The sequence below is a fragment of the Streptomyces sp. NPDC004266 genome, assembly GCF_042874095.1.
Lineage (GTDB): Bacteria > Actinomycetota > Actinomycetes > Streptomycetales > Streptomycetaceae > Streptomyces.
Window position 1 is genome coordinate 423,264 of the sequence record NZ_JBIAMM010000002.1, and the last position, 14,386, is coordinate 437,649.

At 69.9% G+C, this 14,386-nt stretch carries 15 protein-coding genes; 9 read left to right on the top strand and 6 right to left on the bottom strand.

What is annotated here, in order from left to right:
* Positions 1-106: 106 nt before the first annotated feature.
* The 5 genes from ACFYUZ_RS06705 to dnaA all read right to left on the bottom strand — a co-directional run bounded on the left by ACFYUZ_RS06705 (position 107) and on the right by dnaA (position 6,863).
* Positions 107-679 carry a DUF721 domain-containing protein gene (locus ACFYUZ_RS06705; protein ID WP_389306776.1) on the bottom strand — a complete coding sequence of 191 codons (573 nt, stop codon included), beginning with the start codon at positions 677-679 and terminating at the stop codon, positions 107-109.
* The gene (recF, locus tag ACFYUZ_RS06710) at positions 676-1,797 is read right to left on the bottom strand and encodes a DNA replication/repair protein RecF (protein WP_389306777.1); all 1,122 of its coding nucleotides are present in this window, start codon (positions 1,795-1,797) and stop codon (positions 676-678) included. Before recF ends, ACFYUZ_RS06705 begins: the two co-directional genes overlap by 4 nt.
* A gap of 59 nt (positions 1,798-1,856) precedes the next feature.
* Positions 1,857-2,735 (bottom strand): phosphogluconate dehydrogenase (NAD(+)-dependent, decarboxylating), encoded by an 879-nt coding sequence (gnd, locus tag ACFYUZ_RS06715; RefSeq protein WP_389306778.1) that lies wholly within the window; start codon positions 2,733-2,735, stop codon positions 1,857-1,859.
* Positions 2,736-2,921: 186 nt separating this feature from the next.
* Positions 2,922-4,058, bottom strand: coding sequence for a DNA polymerase III subunit beta (dnaN, locus tag ACFYUZ_RS06720; protein ID WP_389306779.1), 1,137 nt, complete (start codon positions 4,056-4,058; stop codon positions 2,922-2,924).
* Between the two features lie 1,026 nt (positions 4,059-5,084).
* Entirely contained in the window at positions 5,085-6,863 is a 1,779-nt protein-coding gene (gene dnaA / locus ACFYUZ_RS06725) for a chromosomal replication initiator protein DnaA (RefSeq protein ID WP_389306781.1), read from the bottom strand.
* Positions 6,864-7,261: 398 nt separating this feature from the next.
* Here dnaA and rpmH point away from each other — a divergent pair, with 398 nt between their 5' ends.
* The 9 genes from rpmH (at position 7,262) to ACFYUZ_RS06770 (ending at position 13,943) form a co-directional block, all read left to right on the top strand.
* Positions 7,262-7,399: a 50S ribosomal protein L34 gene (gene rpmH, locus ACFYUZ_RS06730; RefSeq protein ID WP_007265229.1), complete on the top strand. Its 138-nt coding sequence runs from the start codon at positions 7,262-7,264 to the stop codon at positions 7,397-7,399.
* A 21-nt stretch (positions 7,400-7,420) separates the two neighbouring features.
* Positions 7,421-7,792: a ribonuclease P protein component gene (gene rnpA / locus ACFYUZ_RS06735; RefSeq protein ID WP_389306782.1), complete on the top strand. Its 372-nt coding sequence runs from the start codon at positions 7,421-7,423 to the stop codon at positions 7,790-7,792.
* Entirely contained in the window at positions 7,789-8,115 is a 327-nt protein-coding gene (yidD, locus tag ACFYUZ_RS06740) for a membrane protein insertion efficiency factor YidD (protein WP_030685785.1), read from the top strand. The genes rnpA and yidD overlap by 4 nt, the downstream gene beginning before the upstream one ends.
* 3 nt (positions 8,116-8,118) lie before the next feature.
* On the top strand, positions 8,119-9,435 hold the full coding sequence (yidC, locus tag ACFYUZ_RS06745) for a membrane protein insertase YidC (protein ID WP_389306783.1): 1,317 nt from the start codon (positions 8,119-8,121) through the stop codon (positions 9,433-9,435).
* A 29-nt stretch (positions 9,436-9,464) separates the two neighbouring features.
* Positions 9,465-9,977 (top strand): protein jag, encoded by a 513-nt coding sequence (locus ACFYUZ_RS06750; RefSeq protein ID WP_389306784.1) that lies wholly within the window; start codon positions 9,465-9,467, stop codon positions 9,975-9,977.
* Between the two features lie 118 nt (positions 9,978-10,095).
* Positions 10,096-10,812, top strand: coding sequence for a 16S rRNA (guanine(527)-N(7))-methyltransferase RsmG (gene rsmG / locus ACFYUZ_RS06755; protein WP_123453573.1), 717 nt, complete (start codon positions 10,096-10,098; stop codon positions 10,810-10,812).
* Positions 10,813-11,048: 236 nt separating this feature from the next.
* Positions 11,049-12,125 (top strand): ParA family protein, encoded by a 1,077-nt coding sequence (locus tag ACFYUZ_RS06760; RefSeq protein ID WP_086828372.1) that lies wholly within the window; start codon positions 11,049-11,051, stop codon positions 12,123-12,125.
* Positions 12,122-13,162: a ParB/RepB/Spo0J family partition protein gene (locus ACFYUZ_RS06765; protein WP_389306786.1), complete on the top strand. Its 1,041-nt coding sequence runs from the start codon at positions 12,122-12,124 to the stop codon at positions 13,160-13,162. The genes ACFYUZ_RS06760 and ACFYUZ_RS06765 overlap by 4 nt, the downstream gene beginning before the upstream one ends.
* 163 nt (positions 13,163-13,325) lie before the next feature.
* Complete coding sequence (locus ACFYUZ_RS06770; protein WP_389306787.1) at positions 13,326-13,943, top strand: GNAT family N-acetyltransferase; 618 nt, start codon at positions 13,326-13,328, stop codon at positions 13,941-13,943.
* 69 nt (positions 13,944-14,012) lie between these two features.
* On the opposite strand, the gene trxA is transcribed toward ACFYUZ_RS06770, so the two are convergent.
* Entirely contained in the window at positions 14,013-14,351 is a 339-nt protein-coding gene (trxA, locus tag ACFYUZ_RS06775; protein ID WP_389306788.1) for a thioredoxin, read from the bottom strand.
* Positions 14,352-14,386: the final 35 nt, after the last annotated feature.

Below are 14,386 nucleotides of genomic sequence, written 5' to 3' on the forward strand. Positions count from 1 at the left end.
CCGTTGCGGGCATGCGTTCCGGACGGGCGGAACGGGCGGGCACAGCACCGCCCGCGGGGCGCCCCGCGCACGGGCCCGCGCCCCTCACGCCCCGCCCCGCGCGGGGTTACCCGTAGGTGTCCCCGGGCCCCACGGACCCCGGCGCCCGCAGCGGCCCGTACCCCCGCCGGGGCGTCCCCGGCCCCAGCACCTTGATCATCCGCACGGTCCCGTGGCCGAGGTCCTCGTTCAGCCGCGCGACCAGCCGCGGCGCGAGCAGCCGCAGCTGCGTCGCCCACGCCGTCGAGTCGCACTGCACCGTCAGCACCCGCGCGTCCGGCTCGTCGTCGAACTTCAGCGGTACGCAGTGCTTCGCCAGGTCCTCGCCGACGATCTGCGGCCAGCGGCCCATGACCCCGCCGACCGCCGCCGGGGTCTCCCAGCCCCGCTCGGTGATCAGCCGGTTGATCGCGGCGCCGAGCGCCATCGGATCGCGCCCGTCGGCGCGCGCGCCGGAGCGCAGCCCGCCCCCGCGCCGGGCCTGCTTCTTCTGCGCCGCCGCCGCGCCCCGCGCCTTCGCCTGCTCCTTGGCGGCGCGCAGCGCGACCCGGGCGAGGTCGACGCCCGAGGGCTCGGGCACGGCGGGGCCGGCCGGCCCCGCCGGCTCGTCGAGGGGTCGCTGTCCGCCCGTCCCCGTCATACCCGCTCCACCGTCCCGCCGGACACGGCGTACCGGGTGCCCGCGAGGACGCCCGGCACGTCGTCGTCGACCGCCGCCGTGACGAGCACCTGCTCGCCCGGCGCCACCAGCTCCGCGAGCCGCTCGCGCCGCCGCGCGTCCAGCTCGGCGAAGACGTCGTCGAGGACGAGGACCGGTTCGTTGCCCTCGGCGCGCAGCAGGTCGTACGAGGCGAGGCGGAGCGCCAGCGCGTACGACCAGGACTCGCCGTGGCTCGCGTACCCCTTCGCGGGGAGGTCGCCGAGCTTCAGGAGCAGCTCGTCCCGGTGGGGGCCGACGAGCGTGACGCCCCGCTCGATCTCCTGCTTGCGGACCTCGGCGAGGGCGGCGAGCAGCTGCTCGTACAGCGCCTCGCGGGTGTGCCCGGCGCCCGGCGCGGAGGGGCGGTACTCCAGCAGGATCGGTCCGCCGCCGGGTGCGAGCTGCTCGTACGCCTTGTCGGCGAGCGGCTGCAGCACGGCGATGAGGTCGAGCCGCTGGGCGAGCAGCTCGGCTCCCGCCCCGGCCAGGTGCTGGTCCCACACGTCCAGGGTGGACAGGTCCATGCCCCGGCCGCCGTGCCGCCGGGCCATCGCCGCCGACTTCAGGAGCGTGTTGCGCTGCTTGAGGACGCGCTCGTAGTCGGAGCGCACGCCCGCCATGCGCGGCGTGCGCGCCGTGATCAGCTCGTCGAGGAAGCGCCGGCGCTCGCCGGGGTCGCCCTTGATCAGGGCGAGGTCCTCGGGGGCGAACAGCACGGTCCGGACGATCCCCAGCACGTCACGCGGTCTGACCTGCGAGGACCTGTTGATGCGGGCACGGTTGGCGCGGCCCGGGTTGAGTTCCAGCTCGACCAGCTGGGAGCGCTCCCCCTGGGTGACGGCGGCGCGGATGACCGCGCGCTCCGCCCCCATGCGGACGAGGGGGGCGTCGGAGGCGACGCGGTGGCTGCCGAGGGTGGCGAGGTAGCCGACGGCCTCGACCAGATTGGTCTTGCCCTGGCCGTTCGCGCCCACGAAAGCGGTGACGCCCGGGTCGAGCGGGACCTCGACCCGGGCGTAGGAGCGGAAGTCGGCCAGCGAGAGGTGCGTGACGTGCATGGTGGGCGCCGACCTTCTTCCCCCGGCGGCTGTGCACCGCGGGGTGCACAGCCTGTGGATTACTTCTTCGTCTCGACCGCGTGGCCGCCGAACTGGTTGCGCAGCGCGGCGATCATCTTCATCTGCGGGGAGTCGTCCTGACGGGAGGCGAACCGCGCGAACAGCGACGCGGTGATCGCCGGCAGCGGGACGGCGTTGTCGATGGCGGCCTCGACCGTCCACCGGCCCTCGCCGGAGTCCGACGCGTAGCCCCGCAGCTTGTCCAGGTGCTCGTCCTCGTCCAGTGCGTTCACCGCGAGGTCGAGCAGCCAGGAGCGGATGACCGTGCCCTCCTGCCAGGAGCGGAAGACCTCGCGCACGTCGGTGACGGAGTCGACCTTCTCCAGGAGCTCCCAGCCCTCGGCGTAGGCCTGCATCATCGCGTACTCGATGCCGTTGTGGACCATCTTCGCGAAGTGGCCGGCGCCGACCTTGCCCGCGTGGACCGAGCCGAACTCGCCCTCGGGCTTCAGCGCGTCGAAGATCGGCTGGACCTTCGCCACGTGCTCGGCGTCGCCGCCGTACATCAGCGCGTAGCCGTTCTCCAGGCCCCAGACGCCGCCGGAGACGCCGCAGTCGACGAAGCCGATGCCCTTGGCGGCGAGCTCCTCGGCGTGCTTCTCGTCGTCCGTCCAGCGCGAGTTCCCGCCGTCCACGACGATGTCGCCGGGGGAGAGCAGCTCGGCCAGCTCGTCGATGGTGGACTGGGTCGCGGCGCCGGCCGGGACCATGACCCACACGACGCGCGGTCCCTTGAGCTTGCCCACAAGCTCTTCGAGGCTGTGGACATCCGCGAGGTCCGGGTTGCGGTCGTATCCGATGACGGTGTGGCCTGCGCGGCGGATGCGCTCACGCATGTTGCCGCCCATCTTGCCGAGACCGACGAGACCAAGCTCCATCAGAGATTCCTTAAGCGTCGTGTGCGGTTTACCCGGGTCCGAGCCTACGCCCGGACCCGGGTGCACACCTGTGGGGTCGGCCGCTCAGGCGACGCCCCTCGGCGAGAGGTCTCAGCCGCTCAGCCGCACCGGCATACTGCGCCTCCCGGGGGCGACCCCCGGACCCCCGGCACGGACAGCCGGACGTCAGCCGCTCAGCCGCACCGGCATGATCAGGTACTTGTAGGCCTCGTCCGCCTCCGCGTCGAGCGCGGGCCGGCCGCTCAGCAGCGCCGGCTTCGTGGAGGTGGTGAAGGAGAGCTGGGCGACCGGGGAGTCGATCGCGCTCAGGCCGTCCAGCAGGAAGGTCGGGTTGAAGGCGATCGAGATGTCGTCGCCGTCCAGCTGCGCGTCCACGCGCTCCACAGCCTGTGCATCGTCGCTGGAGCCGGCCTCCAGGATCAGCACGCCCTGCTCGAAGCTCAGCCGGACCGGGGTGTTGCGCTCGGCCACCAGGGCCACGCGCTTCACGGCCTCCACGAAGGGGGCGGTCTCGATCACCGCGACCGAGTTGAACTCGGTGGGGAAGAGCGTCCGGTACTTCGGGAGGTCGCCCTCCAGGAGGCGGGTGGTGGTGCGGCGGCCCGCGCCCTCGAAGCCGATGAGGCCCTCGCCCTCGCCCTTGCCGGAGCCCGAGAGCGCCAGGGTCACCGTGTCGCCGCTGGTGAGCGCCTTGGCGGTGTCCAGGAGGGTCTTCGCCGGCACCAGGGCGACCGCGGAGGCGTCCGGGGACTCCGGCTTCCACAGGAACTCGCGGACCGCGAAGCGGTAGCGGTCGGTGGAGGCCAGGGTGACCGTGTCGCCCTCGATCTCGATGCGCACACCGGTGAGGACGGGCAGCGTGTCGTCACGGCCGGCGGCGATGGCCACCTGCGCGGCGGCGGAGGCGAAGACCTCACCGGGGACGGTGCCCGTCGCGGTGGGCATCTCCGGCAGCGCCGGGTACTCCTCCACAGGCAGTGTGTGGAGGGTGAAGCGGGAGGAGCCGCAGACCACGGTCGCCCGTACACCGTCTGTGGAAATCTCCACGGGGCGGTTGGGGAGGGCGCGGCAGATGTCGGCGAGCAGGCGGCCGGAGACGAGGACGGTGCCGTCCTCCTCCACCTCGGCCTCGACCGAGACCCGCGCCGAGACCTCGTAGTCGAAGCTCGAGAAGCTCAGGGCGCCGTCCTCGGCCTTCAGGAGAAGGCCCGCGAGCACGGGCGCCGGCGGACGGGCCGGAAGGCTGCGGGCCACCCAGGCCACCGCCTCCGCGAGTACATCGCGCTCCACCCGGATCTTCACCGGAACCGCCTCCTGCTGTTGCTGGCTCTTCGTCGACTGCGGGAACCAGTCTGACGCACGCCACCGACACTCGGTGCTGCTCGGGGTCAAGTCGAGACGAGAGCGCGACGGAGCTCCGGCGCCGAGTTGTGCACAGGTCCCACTTCGAAGCGAATTCCGGGCTAACTCTATGTGGGAGTAGTAGTAGGGCCTGTGGAAACCGTGGATAACGTCGTTTCCCCAGCTCAGGCCCGGTTTTTTGTCCACTGCCCCTGTGGGTGGACCCCGTGGACAACCAGGGGTCTCTGTGGACACTCGAAAGTTCTGCACAGCCGGTACACAGGCCACGGGGAGTTCTCCCCAGTGCTGTCCCCAGCTTTCCCCAGGTTCCCCACAGCCCAAACGTCTCCCTTGGTGTGACCGCTTTCACTCGTCTCAGTGAGCAGACGTGTTTCGTTGCCGAACAGTGGACAGCGGTGTGGAGAAGCTGTGGGCAACCGACTCATCCCTGTGGGCACCCAGTGGACAACCTTCGAGCCGCCCTGTGGACGAAGGATTCATCCACAGGCTGTGGAAATCGTTTGCCAACAATTCCACAAGGGTCTGACCTGGAGTGATGAGCTGTCACCAGGCAGACCTGTGGACACAATCCGGATAACTTGGCGGTCCCCACCCTGTGGACGGGAGATCATCCCGCAATCTGTGGAGAACCTGCCACCGGAACGCGGGAATCGAACAGGCCGGGGCCGGTGGGGGACGGCGGTCCCGGCGAGGGACGCCCCCAGGAGCGGCGTGGGACGCCCCGCGGAACGGCGAAAGACGCCCTCAGGGACGGCGAAGGGCACCTCTGGGAACGCCGGAGGACGCCTGTGGGAATGCCGAAGGGCGCCCCGGGGAACGGCGAAGGCACCTCCGGGAACGCCGGAGGACGCCTGTGGGAATGCCGAAGGGCGCCCCGGGGAACGGCGAAGGGCGCCCCGGGAGGTGTCCCGGAGCGCCCTGGAGAGGTCGCGGAAGGCCCGTGCGAGAGGCCCTGGTGACCCGGCGTCAGCCGTTCTTGATGCGGTTGGTGAGCTCGGTGACCTGGTTGTAGATGGAGCGGCGCTCCGCCATCAGGGCACGGATCTTCCGGTCCGCGTGCATCACCGTCGTGTGGTCGCGGCCGCCGAACTGCGCGCCGATCTTCGGCAGCGACAGATCCGTGAGCTCACGGCACAGGTACATGGCGATCTGCCGGGCCGTCACCAGGACGCGGCTGCGCGAGGATCCACAGAGGTCCTCCACCGTCAGACCGAAGTAGTCGGCCGTGGCCGCCATGATCGCGGGAGCCGTGATCTCCGGCGAGCTGTCCTCGCCACCGGGGATCAGGTCCTTGAGGACGATCTCGGTGAGTCCGAGGTCCACCGGCTGCCGGTTGAGGCTCGCGAAGGCCGTCACCCGGATCAGCGCGCCCTCCAGCTCACGGATGTTCCGCGAGATCCGGGACGCGATGAACTCCAGTACCTCCGGCGGGGCGTTGAGCTGCTCCTGGACCGCCTTCTTGCGGAGGATCGCGATGCGCGTCTCCAGCTCCGGCGGCTGCACGTCGGTGGTGAGGCCCCACTCGAAGCGGTTGCGGAGCCGGTCCTCCAGGGTGACCAGCTGCTTGGGCGGCCGGTCCGAGGAGAGCACGATCTGCTTGTTCGCGTTGTGCAGGGTGTTGAAGGTGTGGAAGAACTCCTCCTGCGTCGACTCCTTGCTCGCCAGGAACTGGATGTCGTCGACGAGCAGGATGTCCACATCGCGGTAGCGCTTGCGGAAGGCGTCGCCCTTGCCGTCGCGGATCGAGTTGATGAACTCGTTGGTGAACTCCTCGGAGCTCACGTAGCGCACGCGCGTGCCCGGGTAGAGGCTCCGCGCGTAGTGCCCGATCGCGTGCAGCAGGTGGGTCTTGCCGAGACCCGACTCCCCGTAGATGAAGAGCGGGTTGTACGCCTTCGCCGGCGCCTCGGCCACCGCGACGGCGGCCGCGTGCGCGAACCGGTTCGAGGAACCGATGACGAACGTGTCGAAGAGGTATTTGGGATTCAGCCGCGCGTGCTGCTCACCCGGCGCGCCGGCGCCCTGCCCGGAGGACGGGGAGCCGTGGCCGCCGCCCGGCACGCCGCCCGGTCCGGGGACCGCGGTGCCGGGGCGGGGGCCGGGACGCGGGCCGTGGTTCTGCGGGTCGGGCAGCTCGGCGCGCTCGGGCCGCTGCTGCTCGTAGCCGCGGGCGGGCTCGCCGTAGCGGGTCTGGCGGGACTGCTCCGGTCCGGTGTACGGGGCGCGCTCCTGGTAGCCGCCGAGCCGCGGCTGCTGCCAGGAGAGGTCCTCCTGGGTGCGCGGCCAGGCGCCGGGGTCGGGCCGCTGCTGCTGGTAGTCCGGATAGGCGGGGCGCGCGGTGGGCAGCCCGTCGTCGGGCATGGGCCGATGGCCGTAGCCCTCGTACTTCTCGTACGGCTCGGGCTGCGGGCGCTCGTCGTAGCGGGACTGCTGCGGCGGCTGCGCCGGGGGCGCCGGCGGGGTCGGCTCGCCGACGGAGTCGTCGACGGTGATCGCGATCCGGATCGGCCGGCCGCACTCACGGCTCAGGGTCTCGCTGATCAGCGGGGCGAGCCGGCCCTCCAGGACCCGCTTGCCCCATTCGTTGGGGACGGCGAGCAGGGCCGTGTCCGCGACCAGGGCGAGCGGCTGGCAGCGCTCGATCCACTGTTTGTCCTTGGGCTCGATTCCCTGTTGTCCCTCGGCGAGGAGCTGCTCGAGGACGCGTGGCCACACTGCGGCAAGATCGGCAGGTACGTCAGCCACAGGGCACGCTTTCTCGCAGGTCCCCCGACGGTGTGGTGCGCGGGGACGGTGGGTCGAAGTCCGTGAGGATGGATCCGTCGAGGACAGGTGAGGACAGAACGGAATAAAGATTGTGGAGGTCGTCCACGGTAGTCGGGGCGGATGACGTGGTTCAAGTTGTTGTCCACAGCCTGTGCACAATGGGGGGTGGCGACAGGTCGGTTTGACCGGATGGCGTAGCCGCGCGTACCGTAACCAGGTCGAGTTGTCGATGGCTGCTGCCGCCTGCCTCCGATGGGCAAAGATCACGGTCAGTGATCGTGTAGCGGTGCACTCGGGCGTATTGCGAGCTACTCGTGGGCGCACGGTGACAGCCAGGCGATGTCCCGCCATCTACGAATCATTTCTGGAGCCCCCGAGTGAGCAAGCGCACCTTCCAGCCGAACAACCGTCGTCGCGCCAAGACCCACGGCTTCCGCCTGCGCATGCGTACGCGTGCCGGTCGCGCCATCCTTGCGAACCGCCGTTCCAAGGGTCGCTCGGCGCTGTCCGCCTGATCCGCTTAAACAGGTCATGACGTGCTGCCTACCGAGAATCGGCTGAGGCGGCGCGAGGACTTCGCAACCGCGGTACGCCGAGGTCGCCGGGCCGGTCGCCCGCTCCTCGTCGTCCACCTACGCAGCGGTGCAACGAACCCGCACGCGCCTGGGGAGAGCGCTCCCCCGACGCGTGCGGGTTTCGTCGTGAGCAAGGCCGTGGGCGGTGCGGTCGTACGCAACCAGGTGAAGCGACGTCTGCGCCATCTCGTCCGCGACCGTCTCTCCGAGCTGCCCCCCGGTAGCCTGGTGGTCGTACGGGCGTTGCCCGGAGCCGGCGACGCCGACCACGCACAGCTGGCCCGAGACCTGGACGCCGCTCTCCAGCGGCTGCTGGGAGGGGGCACGCGATGAAGTACCCGCTGCTGGCTCTCATCAAGCTGTACCAGTGGACGATCAGCCCTCTTCTGGGCCCCGTCTGCCGGTACTACCCGTCGTGTTCCCACTACGGATTCACGGCCATCGACCGGCATGGCGCGATCAAGGGCACGGCCCTGACCGCCTGGCGCCTCCTGCGGTGCAACCCGTGGTCGCCCGGCGGCGTGGATCACGTCCCCCCGCGCAAGCGTCCCCGCTGGCACGAGATGCTGCGGAACGCGCTGCGCGGTGACAAGGGCGGGTCCCCCACCGAGACGAGCCCGGCCGCCGAGACCTCGCCCAATGCTCAAGGAGCCTGATTAGTGGACACGATTGCCAGTCTGTTCAGCTTCATCACCTGGCCCGTTTCCTGGGTCATCGTCCAGTTCCACAAGGTGTACGGGGCGATCTTCGGCCCCGACACGGGCTGGGCCTGGGGCCTGTCCATCGTGTCCCTCGTGGTGCTGATCCGTATCTGCCTGATCCCGCTCTTCGTGAAGCAGATCAAGTCGACGCGGAACATGCAGGCGCTCCAGCCGAAGATGAAGGCGATCCAGGAGCGCTACAAGAGCGACAAGCAGCGCCAGTCCGAAGAGATGATGAAGCTGTACAAGGAGACGGGCACCAACCCGCTCTCCTCGTGCCTTCCCATCCTGGCGCAGTCCCCGTTCTTCTTCGCCCTGTACCACGTGCTCTCCGCGATCGCCTCGGGCAAGGAGATCGGCGTCATCGACGGCCCGCTGCTCGCCAGCGCCCGTCAGGCCCACATCTTCGGCGCCCCGCTCGCCTCGAAGTTCACGGACACCGCCGCTGAGGTCGCCGCTCTCGACGCCTCGATCACGTCGGTCCGCATCGTCACCGCGGTCATGATCGTGATGATGTCGGCCTCGCAGTTCTTCACCCAGCGCCAGCTGATGATGAAGAACGTCGACCTCTCGGTGAAGACCCCGTACATGCAGCAGCAGAAGATGCTCATGTACATCTTCCCGCTGATCTTCGCCGGCATGGGCATCAACTTCCCCGTCGGTGTCCTCATCTACTGGCTGACCACCAACGTGTGGACCATGGGCCAGCAGATGTACGTGATCAACCAGAACCCGACGCCGGGCAGCAAGGCCCAGGACGCCTACCTCCAGCGCCTGCTGAAGAGCATCACGCACAGCGGTGAGGTCAAGGGTCGTCGCCGGAAGAACGTCGTCAAGGTCATCGTCGCCAAGGGCAGCGACCGCAACGAGAACGAGCGCCGCTTCTTCGGCGGCCTGTCCAAGGCCGGCTTCGCCGCTCAGGCGGACGGCACCGTGATCAAGAGCGACACGATCGTGGCCGAGGCGGAGGGCGGTGCCGCCGCCAGGCGCCAGCAGCCCAAGCGCCAGACCAAGTCCCAGCGCCAGGCCTCCGCGGCCCAGCAGCCCGTGGTGAAGGACTCCGAGGAAGGTTCCGAGCCGGCCGCCGCAGAGGCGACCACCTCGCTCGAGAAGAAGCCCCAGGGTCCGGCTGTCACCGAGGCCAAGGCCGAGACGCAGGGCGACAAGCCCCCGCGTGGAAGCCGCGCCAACTCCGGCGGCTCGCGTCAGGGCAAGTCCGGCCAGGGGCAGCGCAAGGGTCAGCAGCGGCCCAAGCACCCGTCCTCCAAGAAGTAAGCCTCCCAGAAGCAAGAAGGAGTCCATCCGTGACGGAAGGCACCACCTCCGCCGCCGCCGAGGGTGGCGACACCCTGACCCGCCTGGAGCAGGAGGGTGAGATCGCGGCCGACTACCTCGAGGGTCTGCTCGACATCGCCGACCTCGACGGCGACATCGACATGGACGTCGAGGCGGACCGGGCCGCGGTCTCGATCATCAGCGACTCCGGCAGCCGCGACCTGCAGAAGCTCGTGGGCCGCGACGGGGAGGTCCTGGAGGCGCTCCAGGAGCTGACGCGCCTCGCGGTGCACCGCGAGACCGGTGACCGCAGCCGACTGATGCTCGACATCGCCGGCTTCCGGGCCAAGAAGCGCGCCGAGCTCGCCGAGCTGGGTGCCAAGGCCGCGGCCGAGGTGAAGTCCACCGGCCAGCCGGTCAAGCTGGACCCGATGACGCCGTTCGAGCGCAAGGTCGTGCACGACGCGATCGCCGCCGCCGGTCTGCGCAGCGAGTCCGAGGGCGAGGAGCCGCAGCGCTTCGTCGTTGTGCTCCCGGCCTGACCCCTCACGTAGTGTCGGCCCCGTCTGTTCGCAGGCGGGGCCGATCTTTGTCAGCCTTGATAGTCAGCCACCACAGTGCGCTCGCACGCGAGGCGTGCGGTACGGAAGGACGGTTCCCGTGACGGAGGCAGCGGAGCTCCCCGAGGCGCCGGAGCAGGCGCGGACAGTCTTCGGCGAGTACTTCCCGGAGGCCGTGCGGTACGCGGAGCTGCTCGCGGACGCGGGTGTGAAGCGCGGCCTCATCGGCCCGCGCGAGGTGCCCCGTCTCTGGGAGCGTCACCTGCTGAACTGCGCCGTCCTCTCGGAGGTCGTCCCCGAGGGCGTCACCGTCTGCGACGTGGGCTCGGGCGCCGGTCTGCCCGGCATCCCCCTGGCCCTGGTCCGGCCCGATCTGAAGATCACGCTCCTGGAGCCCCTCCTGCGCAGGACGAACTTCCTCCAGGAGGTCGTCGAGCTGCTCGGCCTCGACCACGTCACCGTGGTGCGGGGACGCGCGGAGGAGATGCTCGGCAAGATCACGCCCGTGCACGTGGTGACCGCCCGTGCGGTGGCCCCGCTCGACCGGCTGGCCGGCTGGGGCGTTCCCCTGCTGCGCCCGTACGGAGAGATGCTGGCGCTCAAGGGCGACACCGCGCAGGAGGAGATCGACGGTGCTCGCGCCGCGCTCTCCCGGCTCGGCGTGGTGGAGACCTCGGTGCTTCAGGTGGGCGAGGGCGTCGTCGATCCGCTGTCCACGGTCGTGCGGGTGGAGGTCGGGGAGAGCCCCGGCGGTGTGCGGTTCGCGGCCAAGCGGGCCAAGGCCGCCCGGACGAGCAAGACCCGTCGGCGCCGCTGAGCGTCGCATACGTACCATTTCGGAGTGTCGAACGGTTCCGGCCGCGCGGCGGCGGCATGGTGTTTCACGTGAAACGTCGCTCACTGCTGCAGGGGATCATCAGCCGCGGTCGCGCGGCTGCCACGCCCCGGGACCGTCGACCCCGCGTGAAGCCACCCGTGAGGGTTACGGAGTTGTCCACAGAGGTGGATTCACCCACACAACCACCGACCTCGCTGGTTCGTGACCCCGAAAGCATGGCAGGCTCTCCTCATCGCGAGCCTGAAGCCGAGGAGAGTGAATCCTTGCGGTCCGACGCCAACATCGCGGGACCGATGACCGATCCGGTCCCCGGTCCCCGAACCGAATCGGTGGGGGAGGATGTTTCACGTGAAACACCGCCCCCGATGGACGACACCCCCATCGGTCGTGCTGCCCAGCTGGCAGTAGAGGCGCTGGGTCGTGCCGGTGAGGGACTTCCCCGCCCGGCCCAGACGCGTGTGATGGTGGTCGCCAACCAGAAGGGCGGCGTGGGCAAGACGACCACGACGGTCAACCTTGCCGCCTCCCTCGCGCTGCACGGTGCTCGCGTCCTGGTCATCGACCTGGACCCGCAGGGCAACGCGTCGACGGCGCTCGGCATCGACCACCACGCCGAGGTTCCCTCGATCTACGACGTCCTGGTGGACAGCAAGCCGCTCTCCGACGTGGTGCAGCCGGTCATGGACGTGGAGGGCCTCTTCTGCGCCCCGGCCACCATCGACCTGGCCGGCGCGGAGATCGAGCTGGTGTCCCTGGTGGCGCGTGAGAGCCGCCTGCAGCGGGCGATCCAGGCCTATGAGCAGCCGCTGGACTACATCCTGATCGACTGCCCGCCCTCGCTCGGTCTCCTCACGGTCAACGCCATGGTGGCGGGCGCAGAGGTGCTGATCCCGATCCAGTGCGAGTACTACGCGCTGGAGGGACTCGGACAGCTCCTGCGGAACGTCGACCTGGTACGAGGGCACCTCAACCCGGCGCTCCACGTCTCGACGATCCTGCTCACCATGTACGACGGCAGGACGAGGCTCGCCTCGCAGGTCGCCGACGAGGTGCGCAGCCACTTCGCCGAGGAGGTGCTGCGGACCAGCATTCCGAGGTCCGTCCGCATCTCGGAGGCGCCGAGCTACGGTCAGACGGTCCTCACCTACGACCCGGGCTCCAGCGGGGCCCTGTCGTATCTCGAAGCGGCGCGTGAGATCGCCCTGCGGGGGGCCGCCGTGCACTACGACCCGCAGCACGCCCATGTGGGGCACCAGAACAACCAGCGCAGCATGTCGGAGGGGATCCAGTGAGTGAGCGACGTAGGGGATTGGGGCGTGGGCTCGGTGCGCTGATCCCCGCTGCTCCCCAGGAACGACCGGTGGAGCGCGGGGTGGCCGCCGCGAAGCTGACGACGCTGCCGCGGAGCCCGCAGGCCCCGGAGTCGTCCCCGACGTGGAACGAACCCGAGCCGACGGTCGTGCCGGAGGCTCCGGGTGGGGCCTACTTCACCGAGCTTCCGATCGACGCGATCGTTCCCAACCGGCACCAGCCGCGTGAGGTCTTCGACGAGGACGCGCTGGCGGAGCTCGTCACCTCCATCAAGGAGGTCGGCCTGCTCCAGCCCGTGGTCGTGCGCAAGATCGAGGCCGACCGCTACGAGCTCGTCATGGGTGAGCGTCGTCTGCGGGCTTCGACGACGGCGGGCCTTGAGCGGATCCCGGCGATCGTCCGGGACACCGACGACGAGAAGATGCTCCTGGACGCGCTCCTGGAGAACCTTCACCGGGCCCAGCTGAACGCGATCGAGGAGGCCCACGCCTACGAGCAGCTGCTCAAGGACTTCGGCTGCACCCATGACCAGCTGGCGGAGCGGATCGGTCGGTCCCGCCCGCAGATCTCCAACACGCTGCGTCTGCTGCGGCTCTCCCTGCCGGTGCAGCGCCGGGTCGCCGCCGGAGTGCTCTCCGCCGGACACGCACGGGCTCTGCTCGGTGTGGAGGACCCGGAGTCGCAGGACAAGCTGGCGTATCGGATCGTCTCCGAAGGCCTCTCGGTGCGCAGCGTCGAGGAGATCGTGAGCCTCATGGGTTCCGAGGAGCCCGCGTGGGCGGCCAAGCCGAAGGGGCCGCGTGCCGGTGCCCGGGTCTCACCCGCGCTGACGGACCTCGCCACGCGGCTCTCGGACCGCTTCGAGACCCGCGTGAAGGTCGACCTGGGGCAGAAGAAGGGCAAGATCGTCGTCGAGTTCGCCTCGATGGACGACCTGGAGCGGATCCTCTCGACCCTCGCTCCCGGCGAGGGTCGGGTGCTGGGCCGCACGGACGCGGAACAGGACGCCGAGGGCTGATCCCTCTCCCCGCTCGCCGAGACCGCTCAGGGCGGGCCGTGTTCCGGTCTTCACCGGAACACGGCCCGCCCTTTGCCTGTGAGCGGTATCGCCCCGATCGCCCGATCGATACGATTCCGAGAGGCGTATCCGTGCTCGATGGCGAGGGAAACGAGGAGCAGCCGTGGGGCGTCGGCTCGTACCGCTCACCCTGGACAACCTTCCGGATCTCCCCAAACGGTGTCGCTCCTGTGTCTTCTGGGAGCTCGACCCGGTCAGCGGCGAGGCGGCGGTGAAGGCGGGGCGCCCGGAGCTGGAGAAGGAGGCCTGGATCTCGGGCGTTCTGCTGGAGTGGGGCTCCTGTGGCCGGGTGGTCTACGTCGACGAAGTCCCGGTCGGCTACGTCCTCTACGCTCCCCCGGCCTATGTGCCGCGCTCGACGGCCTTCCCGACGAGCCCCGTGGCGGCGGACGCCGTCCAGCTGATGACGGCATGGCTCATGCCGGGCTATCAGGGGCAGGGCCTCGGGCGGGTGATGGTGCAGACGGTCGCCAAGGACGTGATGAGGCGGGGCTTCAAGGCGATCGAGGCGTTCGGGGACGCCCGGTGGAAGGAGCCGGCCTGTGTGCTGCCGGCCGATCATCTCCTCGCGGTGGGCTTCAAGACCGTCCGTCCGCACCACGCCTTCCCCCGGTTGAGGCTGGAGCTCAGGACGACGCTCTCCTGGAAGGAGGACGTCGAGATGGCCCTGGACCGTCTGCTCGGCGCCGTGCAGAAGGAGCCCGCGCTACGGCCCCTCTAGCTCCGAAGACGGAAACGGCCCGCCCCCGGACAGGGGGCGGGCCGTTTCACGTGAAACGCGCGCGAGGTGTCAGACCTTGGTCGCGTCGATGAAGGGGTCCAGGTCGCGCAGGATGGCGGCCTTCGGCTTGGCGCCGACGATGGTCTTCACGACCTCGCCGCCCTGGTAGACGTTGAGCGTCGGGATCGACATGACGCCGTACTTGGCGGCCGTGCCCGGGTTCTCGTCGATGTTGAGCTTCACGACCTCGATCTCGCCGTGCTCGGAGGCGATGGCCTCCAGCGACGGGGCGATCTGACGGCACGGGCCGCACCAGGCAGCCCAGAAGTCCACGAGGACGGGCTTGTCGCTCTTGAGGACGACTTCCTCGAAGTCTGCGTCGGTCACGTTCTTCAGGGCGCCGGCCACGGCGGCCTCCTTATTTCGCGGGGTGTGAGGTGGGG

What these genes read in the sequence shown, in the direction of transcription:
- gnd (WP_389306778.1), bottom strand. Translation starts at nt 2,735, where the DNA reads ATGGAGCTTGGTCTCGTCGGTCTCGGCAAGATGGGCGGCAACATGCGT.
- yidD (WP_030685785.1), top strand. Translation starts at nt 7,789, where the DNA reads ATGAAGTACCCGCTGCTGGCTCTCATCAAGCTGTACCAGTGGACGATC.
- ACFYUZ_RS06760 (WP_086828372.1), top strand. Translation starts at nt 11,049, where the DNA reads ATGGCAGGCTCTCCTCATCGCGAGCCTGAAGCCGAGGAGAGTGAATCC.
- ACFYUZ_RS06705 (WP_389306776.1), bottom strand. Translation starts at nt 679, where the DNA reads ATGACGGGGACGGGCGGACAGCGACCCCTCGACGAGCCGGCGGGGCCG.
- recF (WP_389306777.1), bottom strand. Translation starts at nt 1,797, where the DNA reads ATGCACGTCACGCACCTCTCGCTGGCCGACTTCCGCTCCTACGCCCGG.